The 22074-nt window shown below is 61.3% G+C and carries 22 protein-coding genes and 1 tRNA gene; 11 read left to right on the top strand and 12 right to left on the bottom strand.

Features of this window, described 5'->3' with window-relative positions; translation table 11 throughout:
* Window positions 1–10 precede the first annotated feature (10 nt).
* Window positions 11–838 (bottom strand): undecaprenyl-diphosphate phosphatase, encoded by an 828-nt coding sequence (locus AK829_RS03395; protein WP_052206358.1) that lies wholly within the window; start codon window positions 836–838, stop codon window positions 11–13.
* 38 nt (window positions 839–876) lie between these two features.
* On the opposite strand from AK829_RS03395, the gene AK829_RS03390 reads away from it, so the two are divergent.
* The gene (locus AK829_RS03390; RefSeq protein WP_052204270.1) at window positions 877–1878 is read left to right on the top strand and encodes a hypothetical protein; all 1002 of its coding nucleotides are present in this window, start codon (window positions 877–879) and stop codon (window positions 1876–1878) included.
* A 10-nt stretch (window positions 1879–1888) separates the two neighbouring features.
* A complete protein-coding gene (locus AK829_RS03385; RefSeq protein WP_052204269.1) occupies window positions 1889–2974 on the top strand; it encodes a quinone-dependent dihydroorotate dehydrogenase in 1086 nt (361 codons plus the stop codon).
* On the opposite strand, the gene AK829_RS03380 is transcribed toward AK829_RS03385, so the two are convergent.
* Genes AK829_RS03380 through AK829_RS03365 form a run of 4 tightly spaced genes read right to left on the bottom strand, consistent with a single transcriptional unit; the run spans window position 2949 to window position 7233 of the window.
* Window positions 2949–3296, bottom strand: coding sequence for a hypothetical protein (locus AK829_RS03380; RefSeq protein ID WP_052204267.1), 348 nt, complete (start codon window positions 3294–3296; stop codon window positions 2949–2951). The genes AK829_RS03385 and AK829_RS03380 overlap by 26 nt on opposite strands.
* A 10-nt stretch (window positions 3297–3306) precedes the next feature.
* Window positions 3307–3840: a YbhB/YbcL family Raf kinase inhibitor-like protein gene (locus AK829_RS03375; protein ID WP_052204265.1), complete on the bottom strand. Its 534-nt coding sequence runs from the start codon at window positions 3838–3840 to the stop codon at window positions 3307–3309.
* 21 nt (window positions 3841–3861) lie between these two features.
* On the bottom strand, window positions 3862–5667 hold the full coding sequence (locus AK829_RS03370; RefSeq protein ID WP_052204263.1) for an ABC transporter ATP-binding protein: 1806 nt from the start codon (window positions 5665–5667) through the stop codon (window positions 3862–3864).
* Window positions 5668–7233 (bottom strand): ABC transporter transmembrane domain-containing protein, encoded by a 1566-nt coding sequence (locus tag AK829_RS03365; protein ID WP_408606273.1) that lies wholly within the window; start codon window positions 7231–7233, stop codon window positions 5668–5670.
* Between the two features lie 106 nt (window positions 7234–7339).
* On the opposite strand from AK829_RS03365, the gene AK829_RS03360 reads away from it, so the two are divergent.
* The 3 genes from AK829_RS03360 (at window position 7340) to AK829_RS03350 (ending at window position 8708) form a co-directional block, all read left to right on the top strand.
* A tRNA-Leu gene (locus tag AK829_RS03360) sits at window positions 7340–7425 on the top strand.
* A 50-nt stretch (window positions 7426–7475) separates the two neighbouring features.
* Window positions 7476–8129, top strand: a complete 654-nt coding sequence (locus tag AK829_RS03355) for a TVP38/TMEM64 family protein (RefSeq protein WP_052204258.1) — start codon at window positions 7476–7478, stop codon at window positions 8127–8129.
* A 24-nt stretch (window positions 8130–8153) separates the two neighbouring features.
* Window positions 8154–8708 (top strand): DNA-binding protein, encoded by a 555-nt coding sequence (locus AK829_RS03350; RefSeq protein WP_052204254.1) that lies wholly within the window; start codon window positions 8154–8156, stop codon window positions 8706–8708.
* On the opposite strand, the gene AK829_RS03345 is transcribed toward AK829_RS03350, so the two are convergent.
* Genes AK829_RS03345 through AK829_RS03335 form a run of 3 tightly spaced genes read right to left on the bottom strand, consistent with a single transcriptional unit; the run spans window position 8683 to window position 11149 of the window.
* Entirely contained in the window at window positions 8683–9867 is a 1185-nt protein-coding gene (locus AK829_RS03345; protein ID WP_052204252.1) for an SPFH domain-containing protein, read from the bottom strand. The genes AK829_RS03350 and AK829_RS03345 overlap by 26 nt on opposite strands.
* Window positions 9868–9870: 3 nt before the next feature.
* Window positions 9871–10296, bottom strand: coding sequence for an NfeD family protein (locus AK829_RS03340; RefSeq protein ID WP_083439894.1), 426 nt, complete (start codon window positions 10294–10296; stop codon window positions 9871–9873).
* A gap of 10 nt (window positions 10297–10306) precedes the next feature.
* The gene (locus AK829_RS03335; RefSeq protein ID WP_052204248.1) at window positions 10307–11149 is read right to left on the bottom strand and encodes a DUF3097 domain-containing protein; all 843 of its coding nucleotides are present in this window, start codon (window positions 11147–11149) and stop codon (window positions 10307–10309) included.
* A 40-nt stretch (window positions 11150–11189) separates the two neighbouring features.
* Between AK829_RS03335 and AK829_RS03330 the strand changes: the two genes are divergently transcribed.
* Window positions 11190–11939 (top strand): hypothetical protein, encoded by a 750-nt coding sequence (locus AK829_RS03330; RefSeq protein WP_052204246.1) that lies wholly within the window; start codon window positions 11190–11192, stop codon window positions 11937–11939.
* Here AK829_RS03330 and AK829_RS03325 read toward each other — a convergent pair.
* The 3 genes from AK829_RS03325 to AK829_RS03315 form a co-directional block, all read right to left on the bottom strand.
* Complete coding sequence (locus AK829_RS03325; RefSeq protein ID WP_052204244.1) at window positions 11911–12960, bottom strand: ferrochelatase; 1050 nt, start codon at window positions 12958–12960, stop codon at window positions 11911–11913. The genes AK829_RS03330 and AK829_RS03325 overlap by 29 nt on opposite strands.
* A 24-nt stretch (window positions 12961–12984) precedes the next feature.
* Entirely contained in the window at window positions 12985–14508 is a 1524-nt protein-coding gene (locus AK829_RS03320) for an NlpC/P60 family protein (RefSeq protein ID WP_232305777.1), read from the bottom strand.
* 409 nt (window positions 14509–14917) lie between these two features.
* A complete protein-coding gene (locus AK829_RS03315) occupies window positions 14918–15379 on the bottom strand; it encodes an Rv1476 family membrane protein (RefSeq protein ID WP_052204242.1) in 462 nt (153 codons plus the stop codon).
* 141 nt (window positions 15380–15520) lie between these two features.
* Here AK829_RS03315 and acnA point away from each other — a divergent pair, with 141 nt between their 5' ends.
* The 3 genes from acnA (at window position 15521) to AK829_RS03300 (ending at window position 19729) form a co-directional block, all read left to right on the top strand.
* Window positions 15521–18301 carry an aconitate hydratase AcnA gene (gene acnA / locus AK829_RS03310; protein WP_232305776.1) on the top strand — a complete coding sequence of 927 codons (2781 nt, stop codon included), beginning with the start codon at window positions 15521–15523 and terminating at the stop codon, window positions 18299–18301.
* 115 nt (window positions 18302–18416) lie between these two features.
* A complete protein-coding gene (locus AK829_RS03305) occupies window positions 18417–18968 on the top strand; it encodes a TetR/AcrR family transcriptional regulator (RefSeq protein WP_052204239.1) in 552 nt (183 codons plus the stop codon).
* A 38-nt stretch (window positions 18969–19006) separates the two neighbouring features.
* Window positions 19007–19729, top strand: a complete 723-nt coding sequence (locus AK829_RS03300) for a glutamine amidotransferase-related protein (protein ID WP_052206356.1) — start codon at window positions 19007–19009, stop codon at window positions 19727–19729.
* Here AK829_RS03300 and AK829_RS03295 read toward each other — a convergent pair whose 3' ends face one another.
* Window positions 19730–20392, bottom strand: coding sequence for an NAD(P)H-binding protein (locus AK829_RS03295; protein ID WP_052204236.1), 663 nt, complete (start codon window positions 20390–20392; stop codon window positions 19730–19732).
* Between the two features lie 36 nt (window positions 20393–20428).
* Between AK829_RS03295 and AK829_RS03290 the strand changes: the two genes are divergently transcribed.
* Window positions 20429–20695, top strand: coding sequence for an ACT domain-containing protein (locus AK829_RS03290; protein ID WP_052204234.1), 267 nt, complete (start codon window positions 20429–20431; stop codon window positions 20693–20695).
* 1 nt (window position 20696) lies between these two features.
* The gene (locus AK829_RS03285) at window positions 20697–22073 is read left to right on the top strand and encodes a PFL family protein (protein ID WP_052204232.1); all 1377 of its coding nucleotides are present in this window, start codon (window positions 20697–20699) and stop codon (window positions 22071–22073) included.
* The last annotated feature ends 1 nt before the right edge of the window (window position 22074 follow it).

Genomic DNA, 22074 nt, shown 5'->3' with positions numbered 1-22074 from the left:
ACCGGCCACCCTACCCGGCTTGCATCACCCCAGTTGCAAGCAAGATCATCACGAGGATGCCCAGCGGGATCCGGTACGCCGCAAACCAAGCGAAGGAATGGTGGGAGACAAACTTCAGAAGCCACGCAATGGAGACGTAGCCCAGCACAAACCCGATGCCGGTACCAACGAGTAGTTGCATGCCGGTGGCAGCTTGGCCGGCTTGGGGCGCGAAAGCGTCGGGAAGCGAGAAAAGCCCCGAGGCCAGCACTGCCGGGATGGCGAGCAGGAAGGAGAAACGGGTGGCTACCTCGCGGTCAAGGTTCAGCAGCAAGCCGCCGGAGATGGTGCCGCCGGAGCGCGACACGCCCGGGATGAGTGCGAGGCACTGCCACAGGCCCATCACAATGGCGTCGCGCATCGTGAGCTCTTCAAAGCCGCGCTTTTTCGTGCCAACCCGCTCCGCCACAATAAATACCAGCGAAAACAGGATAAGCACGGTGGCGGTGATCCACAGGTTGCGGAAGTTTTCACGGATCAAGTCTTTAAGCAGCAGCCCGGCCACGCCGACTGGGATAGTGCCCACGATGACCATCCAGCCCATCCGATAATCCAGCCCGCGCTTGTACGGGTTGAACAGGCCGGCAAACCAAGCGGTGAGGATGCGCCAGATGTCTTTGGCAAAAAAGACCAGCACGGCAGCTTCGGTGCCCAGCTGGATGACGGCGGTGAAGCTGGCGCCGGCGTCCTGTCCCCAGAATAGTTGGGAAACAATGCGCAAATGCCCCGACGAGGACACCGGAAGGAACTCGGTGAGTCCCTGCACGATGGACAAAACGACGACTTGGAGCCAGCTCATGGTTTCGTTCACGCGTTGCAACACTACTCTGGGAAGCTATGAAACCCTTGCCCACACGCGTGGCGTCGGCGACTGTGCTGGCTGCTGCGCTTTCACTTGCCGCTTGTACGTCCCCGACTGAAGTTGCTGATGATTTGGCGCAGAACATGGGAAGCGCCTCCCCCGTTGCGTCGCCGTCGGCGACAGACCCGGACGGGGAGGTAATCGCGTTTGCCCCGGTGCGTGACTTGGATACCACTGGTGATCTGGTTGCGGTTCGTACCGATGATGCTGTGCATGTAGGCACTGTTGAGCAGCTGCGTAACAACACTGCCGTGACCTACCCCACCGACGCCTCCTGCGGCGAGGTCAGCGCAAACGCCGGGACGTTCGCGTTGGCTTGCGGCAGTCAGGTACGCCTGTTTGACGCGAGCGGTGAGACCACCTTGGAAGTGGAAGAGCCTGCGACCGCCGCAGTGGTCACCTCTAGTGGTGAGGTGGTAACCGCGAGCGATGCACAACGCAAGGTGTGGGTGTACCGCGACGGTAAAAAGGTGGACACGATCTCCGTAGCGCGTGAAACCGACCAGCTGATCGCTATGCAGTTGCCTGATCAGGATGATGCGGTGGTGCGTATCAATCGCTTCGATACCACGATTCAAGACGTCGATTGGTCCGGCGGCAGGCAGGGCGGCACGCTGCGCGTGGGCCTTGGCGTGGGCAAGATTGACGGAACGGATGGTGTGGTGCTCGCGGCTGACGCGACCGGCTCGCAGCTCTTTGTCTACAACACCATGGACATTATTCGTCTGCACCAGACGGCGCCTGTGGCGCAAGGCCCGTGGGATGTGACGTGGGATGCGGCGAACAAGCTCGCTTGGATCACGTCCACTGCTGACAACACTGCCACCGGCTACGACCTGTCCGGTGGTGTGCCAGTGCAAAAGGCGCAGGTAGCGACAGTTGCGGATCCGCAGAGCATCATTTCGCTTGACGACGCCACGTTGATCATCGCCTCCGCCACCGGCGACGGCATCCAAATCGTGAAAGAAACACTGTAAAGGATCCATGATGACGCTTTATGACACCGCGCTGAAACTCATGTTCCGCATCCCTCCAGAGCGCATCCACGGCATCATCTCCGGTGCGCTCGGTGTGCTCAATACGGTCACGCCGCTCAACCGCGGGATGGAAAAGGTCGTGCGCGTGCACAGCCCGCGTCTTGAGCAGGAACTTTTCGGGGTTCGTTTCCCCTCGCCGCTGGGCCTGTCAGCGGGATTTGATAAAAACGCCACCGCGTTGGATGCCTGGGGCGCGGTCGGATTCGGCTACGCGGAGGTTGGCACGGTCACCCCGCAACCGCAGCCTGGCAACGACACCCCGCGTCTGTTCCGCCTGCCTGCGGACAAAGCCATTTTGAACCGTATGGGCTTTAACAATGACGGTGCCCTGAAGGTTGCTAGCCGCCTGCGCAAGCGCAAATCGAACGATGTCGTAGGCATCAACATTGGCAAGAACAAGACCGCTGCCGACGCCGTCGCCGACTACCGCGCAGGCGCCACATTGCTCGGGCCTCTGGCAGACTTCGTGGTGGTCAACGTCTCCTCTCCCAACACCCCTGGGTTGCGTGACCTACAGGCTGTGGAGGAACTGCGTCCGATCCTGGGTGCCGTCAAGGACTCCACCGATACGCCGGTGTTGGTCAAGATTGCCCCCGATCTTTCAGACGAGGATATCGACGCTGTAGCGGACCTGGCCGTCGAGCTCGGCCTGGCTGGCATCGTGGCCACTAACACCACCATCTCTCGCGAGGGCCTGAAAACCCCCGCCGACGAGGTTGCGGCGATGGGCGCCGGCGGCATTTCCGGTGCTCCGCTGACCGCACGCTCCTTGGAGGTGCTTCAGCGGCTGCACGCTCGCGTCGGCGACAAGCTCGTGCTCGTCAGCTCCGGCGGCATCATGGATGCACAAGAAGCGTGGAAGCGAATCACTGCGGGTGCAAGCCTGCTGCAGGGATACACCCCGTTCATCTACGGAGGGCTGGGGTGGGTTCGTGGGGTGCACGTGGGCGTCGACAAGCAGCTGAAGCTCCACGGCCTGAGCAACATCAGCCAGGCCGTAGGTAGCGGGCTTACCTGGAAAAACGACGCAGAATAAGCGCACACACCAGCGCCCCACCGCCCCACAATGCAAGTGAGGTGGTGGGCACAATGGTCAGCGCCTGGTTGGGCACCACCATGCCCACAGCGATCAGCGCAACTGCCACCCCCAACGCAACAAGCTGCTTCCGCGAGCCGCCCGTTGCGGTGTTGGTCGTTGCAAATGCGCCGAAAATCAACGACGCCACACAGGTCAACACAAAACGCAGCGTGAGCGCATACGTTTGATCCCCGCGCATGAACGCGAGAAACGCGAAAATGAACAAGACCACCGCCAGCGCCATAAAGGCGCCGCCGGCACGCAACTGAATTGGAACCATTGCGCAGAGGTTACTTGTTCTCGTACCAACCCCACGTTAAGGCACGGCCAAGCGTGTGGAAGTAAAGGTTGAAACCAAGCTGCGTCGGGTTAGCAATGCTGTCCGCATCAAGCTCCGTATCCACAGCGTGCACCACAAACAGGTAACGGTGCGGGCCGTGGCCGGCGGGCGGGTTTGCGCCGTAGTAGCCCTTCACCTCGGCATCACCAGTCAAAACGACGGCGCCGACGCCCATGCCGTCCTCGGCACCCGCGCCGGCGGGCAACTCCGTGACGTCGGCCGGGATGTTAAACGCCGACCAGTGCCAGAACCCAGAAGCAGTCGGCGCGTCCGGGTCGAAGCAGGTCACGGCAAATGTCTTCGTGCCCTCAGGCACGTTCGACCAAGCAAGGTGCGGGCTGGTGGCGTTATCGCCGGCTAGGTGATCCGGGAGGCGCTCACCATCCACGACGTCGTTGGACGAGATGTCAAACGACGGTACCTCCTTCAGCGGCGCGTACGGGTCAGGGCCAGGGAAACGATCAGAAACATATGAAGCAGTCATGGCCCCATTAGTACCTGAGGGTTAGTGACCTCCGCCACTCCACGCTGCAAATAGTTGCGCATATCTCCCCCGTTGGGTCAATAGCTCGGCGTGGGTGCCGTCCTCAATAATCTGCCCTGCGTCCATAACCAGAATGCGGTCAGCGGCCGCAGCCTGATCCAGGCGGTGCGCCACTACCAGTGCCGTAGTCCCCTTGGTAATTGCCGCGGCGGCAGCCTCCAAAGCGTTAGTGTCATCACTTCCGGCCTCTGCTGTGGCTTCATCCAAGATCAGCACCTTCGGCGACGCAAGTGCAACACGCGCCAACGCCACCTGCTGGGCCGTCTCCGGCGGCAGGTCCTCAGCGCCAGCACCAACCGGGGTGTCCAGGCCTTGCGGGAATACGCGCGCAAACTGGGCGCTTTCGGGATCCAAACCTGCGCGGCGGAGCGCATCCAACAGATCTGCATCTGAAGCGTCCTCATCAGCCATGGCCAAGTCTTGACGCAATGTACCGGCAAAGATGTGGACGTCTTGGGTCATGAGCGTCACGTTCTTAGCTGTCCACAGGTCGCTGACCTGAGTCGTGTCCACCTCACCCACGCGGATGCGGCCCGCGGTCGGCTCCACAAGGCCCGCAATCAGCGCAGCCAGTGTCGACTTGCCCGCACCTGAAGTGCCCACCAGCGCAGTCGTCGTACCAGCGGCCAACGTGACGCTAAGATTCTCCAACACGTTCGCTCCACCCGGGTAGGCAAACGAGACGTTATCCACCTCAACATCTACCGGTGCGTTCAAGTCCTCAGGCAGTGCGGATGCCTCACGGCCATCTGCCAACGTTGCCAAACTCACCGCACGCCCGACAGAGGTCGCCGCGCTTTGCAGCTCTCCGACGAAAAACAGGGCATTGAACACCATCACCTCTGCGCGGATCACCAAAAACACCGCGGCACTTGCCTGACCGGGGCTAATCGACCCATGAGCAACCAACCACGCACCCACCCCGAGCGTCAGCAACAGCCACGCGGCGAAAACGACCTGGCCCAGCCCCATAAGACGGATAAACCAGGGCGCACGATCCATCGTCGCCTCTACCGCACCCCACGAAGCCTTGCGCATCCGCCCAAGCGCCCAGTTCTGCAGTCCAAACGCGCGCAGCGTAGGCAGACCACGGACCGTATCAAGTAGTGCTGCGTTCCTTTTCGCCTCAGCAACACTCACCGCATTCGACGCCGCCGGGATGCTCCGAATGATTTCACGGGCAAACGGGTAGGCGCAGAGGATGAGGGTGATGAGGATGAGGGCGAGGCGGACGTCGATAAGCAAAAGTCCAATGAACGAAATTGGGAACACAAACACCGTCGTCAACACGCGCGAACCGATGGCCGTGATAATCCGAACAACCTCGTCAATGTCTTTGGTCATGCGGGTAATCACGTTGCCGGTACCCAGCTCCATCACCCGTGGGACCGGCGCGCGAAGCACGGCATCTAAACAGCGCCGTCGCAAATCCACCGACGCCCGTGCAACCTTTGAGCCAACGATGTAGTAGCTCAACATCCGCAACGCCACGTCGACCAATATGCATGCCATGGCAAGGGCAATGGTCACCACAAACGCGCGCGTACCAGTGCCGAGAATCGGCACCGGCGTGCCAGTCAGCGGATCAACACTTCGGCCAAAAAGATTCGCCTGCAGCGCATAGGCTGAGACAATCAACACCTGGACGCTGAGCAGTACCACCCACCAACGCCTATTCAACGCGTTCGGAAGCTGCGACAGGTAAGCAAAGGTCTCTCGAACTGTCGCAGGGGCAACGGCATCAGTGCGCTCATACTCTCGCTGCATTTACTTCACCTCCAACGCTTGGCCAGCCGCACCCCACGTGGTGTTGCCGGTGATGACAACAGTGGTTGCGCCGCCACGTAGCGCCTTGACTGCCTCGACCACGTTGGCTTGGGTGACGGAATCGAGGCCGGTCGTTGGGTCATCGAGGATCAGCACTTCCGGGTTCGCAGCCAAAGCGCGGGCAAGGGCGACGCGTTGGCGTTGGCCGCCGGAGAGGTTCAGGCCGGCCTCGCCAAGCGGCGCGGTTGGCAGCTCGCCGTCAGGTCCGACACCGCCGAGGCGTCGCAAAATGTCCTGGCAATGCGCCGCTGCAAGCGCCTCTTTGACTGCCGTGTCTGAAAACTCGCCGCGTGGATTGACGTTGTCTTCAATCGTGCCCTCGAAGATGTTGACGGTGTGCGGCGGGAACAAGACGTCGTCGCGCTGGGCCCACAATGAGGTCAACTCGTAAGACTCCTGGTCAGGCGGTAGCACCCAGAGTCCAGGGCCCGGCACCTCGGCGGCAACAGCTGCATCGGGCGCAGCCAACGCCTCACCCGCGCTATACAGCTCAGATACGCGCTGACCACTGGCTACCGCGCGACCCCATCCGCTAGCCAAGTCACCGAACGCGAAGCCTGCCATGTTTAACGCCGGCGGAACCAAAAGCGCAACGGAAGCCATCTGACCCGGGGTAATCTCACCGCGCAGCGTCAAACGAGCAGCAACGAAAATGATCAACGCGTTACACACCCACGCAACTGCCTGGCGAGCAAAGCTCAACCACGCATCAACCACCAAAAACTGCAGGTTCAGCCCGCGCGCCGTTTGCGTAGAGGTGGCAAAACGGCCGGTGACCGCCGTGGCAGCGCCCAGGCCTTTCACAGCACGAATCCCCTGCGCAACGTCGGTTGCAAGACCCGCAACGTCAGCCTCCGCAGCGCGACGCTTGAGCGAAATGCGGGTAATGGGGCGCGAAGTCCACGCCGAAAACAGCGCGATGACAACAATGGAGACAGGCACAGCCAGCGCAACCCACGGTGAGACGCTCCACATCGCCACCACGGCACCCGTGGAGTAACCAAGCGCCATGAGCGGAAACGATAAGGACTCGCGGTAGTTCGCAATCGTGCTGGAGTCGGCGTCGATGGTGTTGAGCACCGTGCCAGGACTCATCGATCCCGCCCCGTTGCGCATCACCCCCAACGTCAAATTCTGCTGCGCCAAGTGGCGCACACGTCCCACGGACGCTGCGGAAAGGCCGTCGCCCGTTGCCTCTCCAAGAAACTGCACAAAAAAGATTGCGATAAGCACTCCAAACAGCCACCAGGCGTTGAAGTCGGTATCGCCCAGGAGGCCGTCCACAATCTTGCCCACTACAACGGGTACGAACGCCCCCACACCGGAGCCAATGAGGTAGCTAAAAACATGCAACGCCAAAACGCGCGGGTAGGCAAACACCATGTCGCCTACCACCCGACGACCTGCGGTCCACGAGCTGGGCGTGAGGTGTTGGGCGTCGTTCGCTGGTGGCACTGGTGGGACGAACCAGCGGTACGTCATCATTCTTCTAGGTGGTGGTAGCACGCGGGAGAATTTAGCAGATATAGCCCGTTGCGCTGGCGATTTGGCGGGCGCGGCGGGCCGACCTATAGTTATGCGAGTGCCTGGCCGAAAGGCCGAAACACCCAAAGCCCGGGTGGCGGAATGGCAGACGCGCTAGCTTGAGGTGCTAGTGTCCTATTAACGGACGTGGGGGTTCAAGTCCCCCTCCGGGCACAACCATCACCCTGCACATGTTGCGGGGTGTTTTTCGTCTGGGAGGTTGTGTGAAGCGTCGCCAGCTACTCCTTCTTGCGGCACTGGTCGTGTTTGTGTTGGGCTGGTTGCTTTTCGACGCCCCAACGCCCTCCACCCTCCGCTCCTGGGCTGATTCCACGGGAGCATGGTTCCCGGTGATCTTTTGGCTGCTATATGTCGGCATCACGCTGTTTCCGATTCCGCGCACCATCCTGACGGTATCTTCCGGCCTGCTGTTTGGCCCCGCGCTGGGCATTGTGATCGCGATTAGTGCCACCACGGTTGCTGCCGTGATTACGCTGCTGGTTGTGAGGTATACGCTTCGAGATTTCGTCGCACCTCGGTTGACCCATCCCTCGGTGGAACGCATTAACGCCCGACTGGAATCCCGCGGATGGCTGGCGGTGGCAAGTCTTCGCATGGTGGCGTTTGTGCCGTTCAGCATTATGAACTACGCCTGCGCGTTGACCCGTGTTCGGGTTGTACCGTTTGCGGTGGCCACGTTTGTCGGCTCCCTGCCTGGGACAATTGTCACGGTTCTGCTTGGAGACACGCTCAGCGGACACGCAAGCCCCACCGTCATCGCTCTGACCGTTGCGCTTACCGTCGTGGGGCTTGTTGGCCTGCTTCTCGACGCCAACCTCCCCCAACCCACCCGTCAAGCCCCCAAGGTAGACCGCTAAGTCATTAACGCTAGGATTGCTGGCGTGATTGGCGTACATGCAAGGTATCGGGGCCGCGAGCGGCGGCGCGGCGAATACGTCTCCCGCTCGGCCGAGGCACTGTCCTCGCTGCCGGGGGTGGCGGAGTTTGAGGTGGTGGGCGTTGAGGATATTCGCGCGGACGTCGATACGCCTGAGCACGCGCTGAACCTGGTGATGGCCCTGCTTTCGGACGGTGACTGGGCCATCGGCCTCGGCATCACCTCGCATGGGCGCGGCGTGCATGCTGCTTCGGAGGCAGTAGGCACGCGCCCGGCGCAGGTGAAAGTAGGCGTAGACACCCGTAACCCAGGCACCAACGCGGAAGACATCGCCGCAGCTTTCGCGCTTGTCGGCCACGTGCTGCAAAAACGCACCATTGAGGGCCGGGAGGCCACTGCCCTGGTGCGCCGCGGGATGAACCAAAACGAAGCGGCCCGGGAGCTGGGCATCTCCAAACAGGCGATGAGTCAGCGTCTCCAGGCCGCGGGGTGGCAAGCGGAACAGGCGGGATGGCGCCTAGCGCTCAACCTAATTATTCGGGCTGAGGAAGGTCGCTAGGCCGCTCGATTTCCAGCGGGTTAGCAATCGGCGTCTCAGGCGCACGGTGCTGCGTCGGATCCGGCTCGTCGACGTGCTTGTTCGCAACCGCACGCGCCTCCGCCAGTGCGCGGGCCAGCTCCGGGTCAGTGGAGGTATCAAACCACTGATCCGTATCCCCCTCCGACGCCAGGTCCTTGGTGTCCTGGTCAACGCGCTGTGCCTCGTAGCGGAACACGCCGTCATCGTCCTTGTTGGCAAAGGCCTTCGCAAACTGCTCCAGAGAGTTGCCAAACTGGGACGGGATCATCCACATCGTCGCCGCATCATTATTGGCAATCTTTGGCAAGTTCTCCAGGTACTGGTAGGCCAGCAGCTCAGGGGTCACGCCGGAAGACTTAATCGCCGCGTTGACCTTTTGAATTGCGCGGGCCTCACCCTGCGCCTCAAGGTACTTCGCCGCGCGCTCACCCTCAGCGCGCAGGATCATCGCCTGGCGCTCGGCTTCCGCGTTCAGGATGGCGGCGTGCTTCTCGCCCTCCGCGGACAGGATGCGTGCCTGCTTCTCACCCTCCGCTGTCTTGATGTCAGACTCGCGCTTACCTTCAGCAGTCAGAATCATGGCGCGCTTTTCGCGGTCCGCCTTCATCTGCATCTCCATGGACTGCTGGATGGACGGTGGCGGATCAATCGCCTTCAGCTCCACACGGCTAATACGCAGACCCCACTTGGCGGTTGCCGCGTCCAGCTCGCCGCGCAGGCGGCGGTTGATGGTCTCACGCGACGTCAGCGTCTCTTCCAGCGTCATACCGCCGACAACGTCACGCAGCGTGGCCACAGAGATTTGCTCCACGCCAACCAGGTAGTTGTCAACGCCATAGATCGCCTTAGCGGGGTCATTGATCTGGAACGTCACCACCGTGTCAATTGCCACGGTCAGGTTGTCCTGCGTGATCACCGCCTGCGGCGGGAACGAAACAACGCGCTCACGCGTATCCACACGGGCACGAATACGGTCAATGTAGGGCACCAGAAGCGTCAACCCACCAGAGACGGTGCGCGTGTAGCGGCCTAAACGCTCAACTACAGCGGCTTCGCCTTGCGGGATCATCTTCACGGATGCAAAAAGCAGCGACACCACAAGTATGAGGATGACGCCAAAAAGAAACAGACCTGGCATGCTCTAGTCCTTCCAGACGACCGCGACTGGGCCATCAATTGCAGAGACAGTTACTACGTCACCCACCGTGTAGGTCTCCCCTGGGTCGAGGGCGCGGGCGGACCAGATGCTGCCGTCGAAACGCACCTGTCCTCCCACTGGGGTGATCTCTTCAACAACCTCGGCACGTGAGCCAACGAGTGCACGAGGTGATTCGTCGTACGTCTTCGGCGATTCCAAACGACGCCGCAAGTACGGGCGCAGGAAGAACCAAAAGGCGGCGGACGATGCGGCAAAGATGGCAACTTCAGCAGCAGGCGGGATGCCGATCAGCGAGAAGCCCGCTGTTGTCAGCGCACCGGCGGCGATCATGAGCAGGGTCATTTCGCCAACGAATACTTCAAGGATGGCAAGCACCGCGGCTGCCGCAAACCATATCAATGGACCCATGGCGGCCATGCTACATATCTGTTTTGCTCAGCTCAGGATTAGTCACGAAATCCACGAGCCGTTCAACCGCCCCGATCAGGGTGTAGTCCAGGTCACGGAAGGTGTTGACCGAGGAGTAAACGCGGTGCCAGCCTTCCTTCGGGTCGGACCAGCCGAGGCGTTGGCAGGTGCCGGTTTTCCAGTCTTCGCCGTAGGGGACGTCGGGCCAGGCGGCAATGCCGACACTGGCAGGTTTCACTGCCGCCCAGATGTCAATGTAGGGGTGTCCGGTAACAAGCACGTGAGGCCCGACGTCCTCGACCAGGCGCGATTCCTTGGTGCCTTCGATCAGGTGGTCTGCCAGCACGCCGATGCGCCGGCCAGGCCCCGGCTGAAACTCGGCGAGCCTCTCTGGCAGGTTGTCGAGGCCTTCGAGGTACTCCACCACGACGCCTTCGACGCGTAGGTCGTGGCCCCATACTTTCTCCACGATTGCGGCATCGTGAATACCTTCGACCCAGATGCGGCTCGGCTGGGCCACCTTTGCCTGCACGTTGGCCACTTTGCGGGAGCCGGAGTTGGATCGCGCCGGGGCGTCGTCACGCTTGGGCACGTACCTGGTCAGCGTCACGCGTTGGCCTTCTACCATGAAAGCGCCTGGCAGCATTTTGAAGAGTCGTTGGGTGCCGTAGCGGTCTTCAAGCCGGACGAAGTCGCCGTCGTAGGTGCGTTCAAACCCGACGACGGCGCCGACGAAATCATTGCCAACGATCTCCACGATGATGCCGGGTTCGGCCGGCACCGACGGGTAGGTTGGGCGCCTGGTGCGCGCATGTCCGCTAAAAATGTCTCCGCTGTAGCGACTGTCTCCCATAGTGTGTCCGTATTCTATCGGTCTGGCTAGACTGGCCGGAATGCACACGCGCGCTCAGGTTTATTCTCCGTTGCAAAACACTGCCGTCTGGTTGGCGGCGTGGCTGTATGGCGTTGAGTCAACGGATGAGACGCTTGATGCGTTACGTGATTTGGGTGGTCGGCACAGTTTCGGTGGGGCGCCTGTTGGGCAGTTGCTTGCCGACGTCCGCACGCACTCCAACCTCACCTCCCCCGATCCCGTCGTACGCCTTGTGTTGTGGGGCCCTGGTCAGGCGGCGCGACTTCGGGCTGGCTCGCCCGCAATGGAGGCGCTTACACAGGCCGGCGCGATCGTGCTGCGGGGGGTGGACGCGCAGCACATCTTGGTACCGGAATATCAGACTAGTGAGGTGCACTGGCGGTGGTTTGTGGAGCAGGATCCGTTGCCGGAGCCTGAGTGGCTGTCTCCCGGGGAGGCGGACCAGTTGTTGTCGCGGGCGACAGACGAGGCCGCAGTGTTGATTGAGGCCGCCGGCGGCACCAGGCAGGATCTTCCAAATCCGCGCTTGATGGTGGGCACGCTTGCGGATTTCTACGACACCCCGGGGCTTCCCGTGGGGGTCACGCCGCGTGCAGCGAAGCTATTTGCGCGTGCCGACCGAGTGGCGGCAACCATTGAGACGGTGACCGACCGTCTGGGCGACCATTCATTTGATCCGCAACTCTTCGCCTTGTGGCGCCACGTACGTAGCGCCCGCATGGCGGGTGTTGCAGACGCGGTTATTGATTACCGCCGTGCGTGGGCCTGACCGGCGCGCAGCAATCCACCTTGCATGGCTCGCCGTTGACCGTGCATCCCAACGTGTCAACGCTAGACAAGGTTTGCGGCTTGACATCGGTGGCGACTGCCTCGACCAAATCCACAATCATCGATGCAAACGCCGGCTCCAGACCAACGGTGCCGACGCGCTCGAAGCTGACACCAATCTCGTCACACGCCTGTTTAAGCTCCGTGTCTAGATCCCAGACCACCTCCATGTGGTCAGTAATAAACCCGATTGGGACGCAGATGAGGTGTTGCAGTTTGCCTTCGCCATGCAGTTCGCGGGTCCGGTCAACAACGTCAGGCTCAAGCCACGGGGTTGCGGGGTTGCCGGAGCGAGACTGCCACACCACTTCGTAGTCGCTCACGCCTGCCTCCGCGGCTACGAGGCGCGCTGCTTCAGCGACTTGGCGCGAGTACAGGTGTGGGTCTTCGGCGCCTCCGGCGGCGGCGTCGGCGGCCGTCGGTACGCTGTGTGCGGTAAACAGCACGGTCGCACCTTCGGGGGCGCGTTCAACAGCGGCACGCAGCTTATCTGCGATCAGCTGCACAAACACAGGGTGGCCGTAGAACTGCCACAGCTTGGTGTAGTTGAGCTCCGGGGTGACTTCACGGAGACGCTGGATGTCTTCGTCGTATTGGCGGCAGGCGGAGTAGCCGCCCCAGGCACTGGTGGCGAAGACGAGGGGGTTGCGGTGGCCGTCGGCAAGCATCTGCTCCGCAGTTTCAGCGGCAAAGGGATACCAGTTGCGGTTGCCAAAATAGACCGGCAGGTCGATGCCGCGGGCAGTAAGCTCCGCCTCAATGTTTGCGATGAGCTCGCGATTCTGCGCGTTAATTGGGCTGACACCACCGAAGTGAAAGTAGTGCTCGCCGACCTTTGCCAGGCGCTCGCGCGGGATGCCACGCCCGCGCGTTACGTTCTCCAGAAATGGAATAACCTCGTCTTCTCCCTCGGGGCCACCGAAGGACAAGACGAGGATTGCATCGTAGTCATGAAAGGCCATGGGTAATCAGCGTACCCGTAGGCGTTAGAGCAGTCGCACAGCCTTCGGGGACATGTTTGCCCAACGCACCGGGACTACGGATACGTTCTGGCCGGCTTGGGGAGCTTCGATCATGGTGCCGTCGCCAAGGTAGATGGCCACGTGCTGGGAGCCGCCCGGGCCCCAGAACAACAGGTCGCCGCGCTGTGCCTGGCTGGGATCGATCTGGGTGCCGCGCTGGTACTGGTACCCGGTGTAGTGCGGCAGGGAGACACCAGCACCGGCGAAGGCGTAAAGCACTAGGCCGGAGCAGTCGAAGCCCTTAACGCTGCCGCCGTTAACGCCGGTGGTTGGGCCGTTGGCGTCGCCGCCGCCCCACACGTACGGCGTGCCCACGACGGACATTGCGCGAGCAATTGCGGTTTCCACGGAGCCGGAGTTAGCTGGCGCGACGGCCTGCTGGATTTCCTCGGTGATGGATTCAGCGGTTTCAACGGCCGGCAGGAGCTCGGACAGGGAGTCAGAGACGCTCTGGCCGGCAGTGTCGGAGACGCCCAAGCCGGTTTGCAGGCCTCCGGCGAAGGCGGAGAAGATCTCCAAAAGCTCAGAAGAGGAGCTCATGGCAGTGCCGCTGGCGTACGGGTCGGCGAAGGTTGCGTGCGGGGTTTGCGTCGAGCCCACTAGCGCTGCAGAGGCTGCGATGTTGGAGGCTTCCTCGACCGCGTTGTCCGGGGAAGCGATCTGGGCGGCAGCAACGGCTTGTGCGATGACCTCGGGTTCTGGGGACGGTGCCTCCGGGGCGATCTCGGCCACGCGCTCGGTGACTTCGTCCACGATCTCCTGGTCAACCTCAGGTGCCTCATACGTCGGGGCTTCCTGCTTTTCGACGCTCTCCGGACGCACCTCACCCAATTGCCCCTCAGCCGCATCAAGCGCAGCCTGGGCCTCGGCGAGTGCGTCGTTGCGCTCGTTGAGTGCCTGGGCATTGTCTTCAAGCAGCTGTCGTGCGTTGGTTTCGGCATTGGCAGCATCGTCGGCGGCGGTTTCCGCCAGCTGGGCAGCTTCGCGTGCCACGGAGGCTTCATTTGCGGCCTCGGCGCGAGCGCGCTCAACCGCCTCGAGCGCTTCTTGCTTCTCTTTGGAGCGCTGCTTCAGGAACTGGGAGCGCTCCAGTACCTCGCGCTGGCCACTCCCGGAGCTCAAGGAGTTCAGCACGCTGGATTGGCCTGCGCCGCGGTACTGCGAGCGGGTGATGTTGCTTAGTTCCTCGCGCGCTTTTGCCACTGCTTCCTCGGAAGCTTTGAGGCGCTCATCTGCGTTTTGCACACCGCGGCGAGCCTGTTCGGCACGTGCCTGGGCATCGCGCAGATCAACCAAGGCGCGGTTCACGCTCTCCTGGAGATCCCCAAGGCCGAGGGTAAGTTCATCCACGTTTGCCTGGGCGCGCGCGACAGCGGCGACAAGCTCCGCGGTGGATTCGGTTGCGCGCGCGGGATGTGCTGCACTGGCGAATGTCAATGCAGCGGTGACTGCCACTGCGGCGCTCGCCTTCAAAAATGGGTTGCCCACGAAGGTGCTCCTCACACCGCACGCCAAAGCACACGGGCTGACTAGGCCCGGTCGTGACAAGCGTTAAGCCTTGACGTGCGATCATTCCAAAGTTGACTACTGATGCGGGCGCGCAGGCCGAAGGCGGACGAAACCGACACCCCCAACAACGTGACGATTACGTAGCGTGCTTCCCCACATGCCCGTATCTGTCAGCGGTAGCGGCTTGACTAGAGCACACCACCGCAGTGTTGCTATTGGGTAACGGTTTGACAACCTTCGGCTCACGAGCCGACAGCAGAACCATACGTCACGAGATCAACTTGTTTCACATTCTTTACCAACCGCAACAGCAGTCAAGGCTTTTGGCGTGACTAGGCGGCGCGGCTAGCTGGCCGTTTAGACACGCCGAGAGATAGTGTGAGTTTTGTCACATACGTGACGTGCCCAACGGTTTGACGGCTCGCCAGGAGGCGACAATCACAACAGTGGTAACAACAACAATGGCGAGAAAGATGGGGAGCCACGCGGGTTGGGTTTGCGTGGACGTCGATAAGAATGCCCTGAGGCCGTCCCCATAGTCAGGCTGCGCGACCATCGCTCGCTCCCCTTGTTCCACCTGGGCGCGCGTCAGCGAGTTACTCACTGCAATAGCAACGTCAGGAGTGCGGACAATAACGGTGTCAATGCCCGTCTCATTGGCCAGGTCCTGTGCCAAGTCCCGAACATCCGGGATATGGGGTGGCGTGTGTTCCAAAATGACGAGCCCGTGATTCTCAGGTAACGCATTCGCGACATGGTTTTCAAGGTCCTCGTTGGCCACTTGGAGGGCGATATTGTCCTCGCGGAGCTGGTGCACGAGGGAGGAAACATCGATGTCAGCGCTATGCATAGAGAAATAATCTACGCCAAAAACCAAAACATAACGCTCGTACTGTTATTATTGCGGTAGAACTGTGGCGCCTGGCATATGATTAATGGTTGACCGCCACGGGTCATGTACCCCACATATCAACGAGAAACGGAGCTCACTGTGGCTGAAAGCAAGAACTCCTTCAACGCCAAGAAGACGCTCGAGGTCGGCGGAAAGTCGTATGACTACTTCGCACTCGACGCCGTAGAAGGCATGGAGAAGCTTCCCTACTCCCTCAAGGTTCTGGGTGAGAACCTGCTGCGCACCGAGGACGGCAAGAACGTCACCGCAGACCACATCAAGGCAATCGCGAACTGGGATCCGTCGGCAGAGCCGTCCATTGAGATCCAGTTCACCCCTGCGCGTGTACTGATGCAGGACTTCACCGGTGTGCCGTGTGTTGTTGACCTTGCAACCATGCGCGAGGCTGTCTCCTCCCTCGGCGGCAACCCGGACCAGGTTAACCCGCTCAACCCGGCCGAGATGGTGATCGATCACTCCGTGATCATCGAGGCATTCGGTTCCAAGGCTGCTGAGGCGAAGAACGTAGAGATCGAGTACCAGCGCAACGAGGAGCGCTACCAGTTCCTGCGCTGGGGTGCTGAGAACTTCTCCAACTTCCGCGTTGTCCCGCCGGGAACCGGCATTGTCCACCAGGTGAACATCGAGTACCTGTCCCGCGTTGTCTTTGACAATGAGGGCGTGGCATACCCGGACACCTGTATTGGTACGGACTCCCACACCACCATGGAAAACGGCCTGGGCATCCTGGGCTGGGGCGTCGGCGGCATCGAGGCCGAGGCTGCAATGCTCGGCCAGCCGGTGTCCATGCTGATCCCGCGCGTGGTTGGCTTCAAGCTCACTGGCGAGATCCCGGCCGGCGTAACCGCAACCGACGTGGTGCTCACCATCACCGAGATGCTGCGTGAGCACGGCGTGGTGCAGAAGTTCGTCGAGTTCTACGGCAACGGCGTCAAGCAGATTCCGCTGGCAAACCGCGCCACCATTGGCAACATGTCCCCGGAGTTCGGCTCCACCTGTGCGATCTTCCCGATCGACGAGGAGACCATCAACTACCTCCACCTCACCGGCCGTTCCCAGGAGGACATCGACCGCGTCGAGGCATACGCCAAGGCTCAGGGCATGTGGCTGGAGCAGGACGCTGCTGAGGCTGAGTACTCCGAGTACCTCGAGCTCGACCTGTCCACCGTTGTGCCGTCCATCGCTGGCCCGAAGCGCCCGCAGGACCGCATTCTTCTGGCAGATGCCAAGGAGACCTTCCGCAATCAGCTGCCGGACTACAACACCGCAGGCAACGAGACCTTCGAGCCGGTTCGCGCACCGAAGGTTGACTCCGTGGACTACAACCAGTCCTGGCCGGGCAACGGCGAGTCCGCTGCTGTTGGCGCTGAGGGCCGCGCATCCAAGCCGGTTGTCATCGAGTCCCCGCAGGGTGGCGAGTTCACGCTCGACCACGGTGCCGTAGCAATTGCTGCTATTACCTCCTGCACCAACACCTCCAACCCGTCTGTGATGGTCGGCGCTGCCCTGTTGGCTCGCAAGGCTGCAGAGAAGGGACTGAAGGCGAAGCCGTGGGTCAAGACCATCATGGCTCCGGGCTCCCAGGTTGTTGACGGCTACTACGAGCGCGCAGACCTGTGGAAGGACCTCGAGGCTGTCGGCTTCTACTTGACTGGCTTCGGCTGTGCATCCTGCATCGGTAACTCCGGCCCGCTGCCGAACGAGGTCTCCGAGGCAATCAACGAATACGACCTGACCGCAACCGCAGTGCTGTCCGGTAACCGTAACTTCGAAGGCCGCATTTCCCCGGACGTGAAGATGAACTACCTCGCGTCTCCGCTGCTGGTCATCGCATACGCAATCGCCGGTACGATGGACTTCGACTTCGAGACCCAGCCGCTGGGTCAGGATGCTAACGGCAATGACGTCTTCCTGAAGGACGTTTGGCCGTCCACCGAGGAGATCGAGTCCACCATCGCTTCCACCATCTCCCGTGAGATGTACGAGGCTGACTACGCCGACGTCTTCAAGGGCGACGAGCAGTGGCAGGGTCTGGACATCCCGACCGGCAAGACCTTCGATTGGAACGAGGACTCCACCTACATCCGCAAGGCACCGTACTTCGACGGTATGCCGGAGGAGCCGGAGGCAGTCACCGACATTGCTGGTGCACGCGTTCTGGCGAAGCTGGGCGACTCCGTGACCACGGACCACATCTCCCCTGCTTCCTCCATCAAGCCGGGCACCCCGGCTGCGGACTACCTGGATGCGCACGGTGTTGCACGCCACGACTACAACTCCTTTGGTTCCCGCCGTGGTAACCACGAGGTCATGGTGCGCGGTACCTTCGCTAACATCCGCCTGCGCAACGAGCTGGTGGACGAGCAGGGTGGCTACACCCGCGACTTCACCAAGGAAGGCGCTCCGCAGGACTTCATCTACAACGCTGCGATGAACTACGCCGAGAAGAACATCCCGCTGGTTGTTCTCGCTGGCAAGGAGTACGGCACCGGCTCGTCCCGTGACTGGGCTGCAAAGGGCACCAACCTGCTTGGTGTTCGCGCAGTGATCGCAGAGTCCTTCGAGCGTATCCACCGCTCCAACCTGATCGGCATGGGCGTTCTGCCGCTGCAGTTCCCTGAAGGGCAGTCCCACGCTTCCCTGGGGCTGGACGGCACCGAGACCTTCGCCATCAGCGGCATCACCGCCTTCAACGAGGGCGATGAGATTCCGGCTACCGTTCACGTCACCGCGACGAAGGACGGCGGCGAGACCGTTGAGTTCGACGCAGTTGTTCGCGTGGATACCCCGGGTGAGGCGGAGTACTACCGCCACGGCGGCATCCTGCAGTACGTGCTGCGCCAGATGGTGAAGAGCTAAGGCCACGAGCTACGCACGTAGTTTGTAGCTAAAGAAGTGAAAAGGCCGCCCGGGTACGTGTTCGGGTGGCCTTTTCACGTGAACGTCGATAAGCAAGAAAGCCCCCGTATACGCCATGCCGATTATTAGCGAAGGCGAGCTGGCGCGCCGCCGCCAGGAGATCATTGACGCCTCCCGTGATTGTTTCGCCAGGTATGGCTTTGAGGGGGCTACCGTCGCTCGCCTAGAGGAGGCGACGGGAAAGACTCGCGGCGCGATCTTCCACCATTTTGGTGATAAGGAGACGCTGTTTCTTGCCATCGTGAGTGCGGATGCGCAGCGCCAGGCTGAGGTGGTTTCCCAAAACGGTCTGGTTGAGGTGATGCGGGAGATTCTGCGTAACCCTGCTGAGCACGGTTGGTTTGCCACCCGAAGCGAGATCATTCGCAAGCTCCGCACCGACCCTGTCTTTGAAGCTCGTTGGCGTGAGCACCAGGAAGTGCTGGATCAGGCGGTGCTGGAGCGTTTGCGTTCCAATGAGCATTTGCGTGACGACGTCAACGTCAACGTCCTCCAAACCTACCTCGAGACAGTGCTCGAAGGGGTGCTTACCAGGCTGGCTGCTGGCGAATCGCCGGAGCGACTGGACGCCATGTTGGATGTTGTGGAGCAGTCGATTCGCGGCTGATTGTTTCAAAGTAGACCAAGCGGTATAGAATGACGCGCATGTCTACACTGCTTTTTCTTTCCCTACGCAACGGCGAGCTTGGCCCGGATGTGGCCCGCGCCGAGTATCACGACGCGTTGGCGTCGACGGGTTTAGAAGAAGTTGAGTTAGTCCATCGCGTGATTGACTCCCCTGCCGCCGAACTTGGTCCGCTTGACGGGATTGCTGGCGTGATCGTTGGTGGCAGCTCGCTCAACGTGAGCAATGAAACGTATGACGACTACCAGCGCCACGTCGGTGAGGTGCTCACCCAGGTGTTGGAGTCTGGTTTACCGGTCTTTTTCGTCTGCTTCGGCCTGTCCTGGCTAGTGGATCACGTCGGCGGCGTCATCGGACATTCGCACGCGGAAGATTCCGGCCCGACCCACGTGGAGGTCACCAAGGCTGGGTGCAAAGACGTCTTGCTGGCCGCCGCTCCGCAAACGTTTACTGCTTTAACCGGCCACACTGAGGCACCGGAAGAGGTGCCGGAGGCGTTGACCGTGCTGGCGACTGGCCCAGACGGGATGACCCAGATGGTGCGCTACGGCGACCACGTGTGGGCCACGCAATTCCACGCGGAGATGAACGCAGACGCCATGCGTACGCGCATGGATTTCTACCACGACTACGGCTATTTCGCGCCTGAAGACTATGCGCGCATCGTTGCGGACCTGCCGCACCACGACGTGTCCGCAGCAAACGGACTGATGCGCACGTTTGCGCAGTACGTGCGTTCCTAGCTACAGGTCCTGCAGCTTCTGGTTGCCATTTTCAAACTCAAACGGATTCTGATCAAAGGACTCGCCCCGGTTGATAATCTCCGCAATCACCTGGGCAACGAGCTCGCGGGCTGTCTCAGAGCTTTGCGGCGGCGCGTCGTTGAGGATGTTGATGCCGGTCGCTGGTTCATCGGTGAGCAAGGTTGGCCCCAGGATGACCTGGTCGATCTTGCTGGAGAGCAGACGCAGGTCCACCGCCTTTTTCGCCTCCACGTAGGCGTGCCAAGAAGACCCGTCGTCTTCTGCCTTGCCGTCTTGGGCACCGGCGTAGGAGACGTTGATCAAAAGCGGCGCGAATTCACCGAGCTCTTCAAGTGCGTCGATCATCACCATCGCCGCGTCACGGTCCACCGCATAGGTTCGTTCCGGATCACCGCCGCCAGCACCAGCGGACCACACCACGACGTCAAACGGCGTCAGCAAACGCGCCCAGCCTTCCCTATCCAGCTTGGTCAAGTCTTGAATGATCACGGTTGCACCTGTTTCGGCAAGGCGCTCGGCGTGCTTGGGATTGTGGGCGAGGGCGGAGACGTGGTGGGAGGTGCCGACAAGCAAAGGCACCGTGTGAGCTGACACTTTGCCCCCGGCACCAAGGACTAGGACGTAAGAACGTGCGTCATGCATACGCCCACAGTAACCCAGTGGGTACTATCTTTGCCCATGCATGCAATTATCACGACCACGGGTCAGGACCGCGTCGGCATCATCGCCGGCGTGGCAAACGCCGCAGCCGAACGCAACCTGAACATCATCGACGTTTCCCAGACGCTCATGGACAACTTCTTCACCATGATCATGCGTGTTGAAGTACCAGAAGGCGCCAACGTGGGCGACCTACAAGCCGAACTCGCCGAGGTTGGCGAGCGCCTCGGCGTGGTTGTCCGCCTGCAGTCCGAAGCCCTCTTCACCGCGATGAATGAGATCTAGCATGGCTGCAGCATTCGACTTTGACTTCAAGTCCAAACACATCCTCGACGTCATCCACATGATCGAGGACTACCGCCTGGACATCCGCACCGTCACCATGGGCATCTCGCTGATCGGGTGCACGCGCGCCACCATGGAGGCCACCGCAGAGGCCGTGTATGACCGTGTAGTTACCCGCGCCCGCAACCTGGTCCCGGTGTGCGAAGGCATCGAGCGTGAGCTTGGTATCCCGATTGTGAACAAACGCGTGTCGATCTCCCCCATCGCGTTAGTTGTGGCGGGCGTTGAGGGCGACCCGGTGCTTGTGGCCAAGGCGCTTGACCGCGCGGCAGCGGAGCTGGGCATTGACTTCATTGGCGGCTACTCCGCGCTTGTGGAGAAGGGTGCTACATCTGGCGACGCCCGCCTGATCGCATCGATCCCGAACGCTTTGGCGCAGACGAGCAAGATCTGTTCGTCGGTGAACGTGGCTACGTCGCGCGCCGGCATCAACATGGATGCTGTGGCGGAGATGGGTCGCGTGATCAAGCGCGCCGCCGAGTTGACGGCCACAGAATCGTCCATCGCCTGTGCGAAGTTGGTCGTGTTTGCCAACGCTGTTGGTGATAACCCCTTCATGGCCGGCGCCTTCCACGGCATCGAAGAGCCAGACACTGTCGTATCGGTCGGCGTGTCCGGCCCGGGTGTGGTCAACAATGCGTTGGGTTCGCTCGAGGGAGCCACGCTTAACGACGTTGCCGAGGAAGTAAAAAAGGCCGCCTTCAAAATCACCCGCGCAGGCCAGCTCGTGGGCAACATGGCGGCAGAGCGCCTCGGTGTGCCGTTTGGCATCGTGGACCTGTCGTTGGCGCCGACTGCTGAAATGGGTGACTCCGTCGCACACATCCTTGAGCACATGGGCCTGGATCAGGTAGGTACCCACGGAACCACGGCAGCTCTCGCCCTGCTCAATGACGCTGTAAAGAAGGGCGGCATGATGGCCTGCTCACGCGTCGGCGGCTTGAGCGGTTCCTTCATCCCGGTCTCTGAGGACAAGGGCATGATCGACGCGGTGCGTGCCGGCAACATCACCATGGACAAGCTGGAGGCCATGACCTCGATCTGTTCCGTGGGCTTTGACATGATCGCCATTCCTGGCGACACGTCCGCGGAGCTCATCTCCGGCATGATCGCGGACGAAGCCGCGATCGGCGTGATGAACCATAAGACCACCGCAGCACGTCTGATCCCCGTGCCGGGCACGAAGCCGGGTGACGAAGTGAACTTCGGCGGGCTGCTTGGCTACGCACCGGTCATCCCGGTCTCCCAGGTGGGCAACGACGCGTTCATTCGCCGCGGGGGCTTCATCCCTGCCCCGGTCCACGGTTTCCGCAACTAGG

The organism is Corynebacterium riegelii, assembly GCF_001263755.1.
GTDB classification, from domain to species: domain Bacteria; phylum Actinomycetota; class Actinomycetes; order Mycobacteriales; family Mycobacteriaceae; genus Corynebacterium; species Corynebacterium riegelii.
Note: the sequence above shows the minus strand (reverse complement) of the source record. Positions and strands in the feature narration are given on the sequence as shown.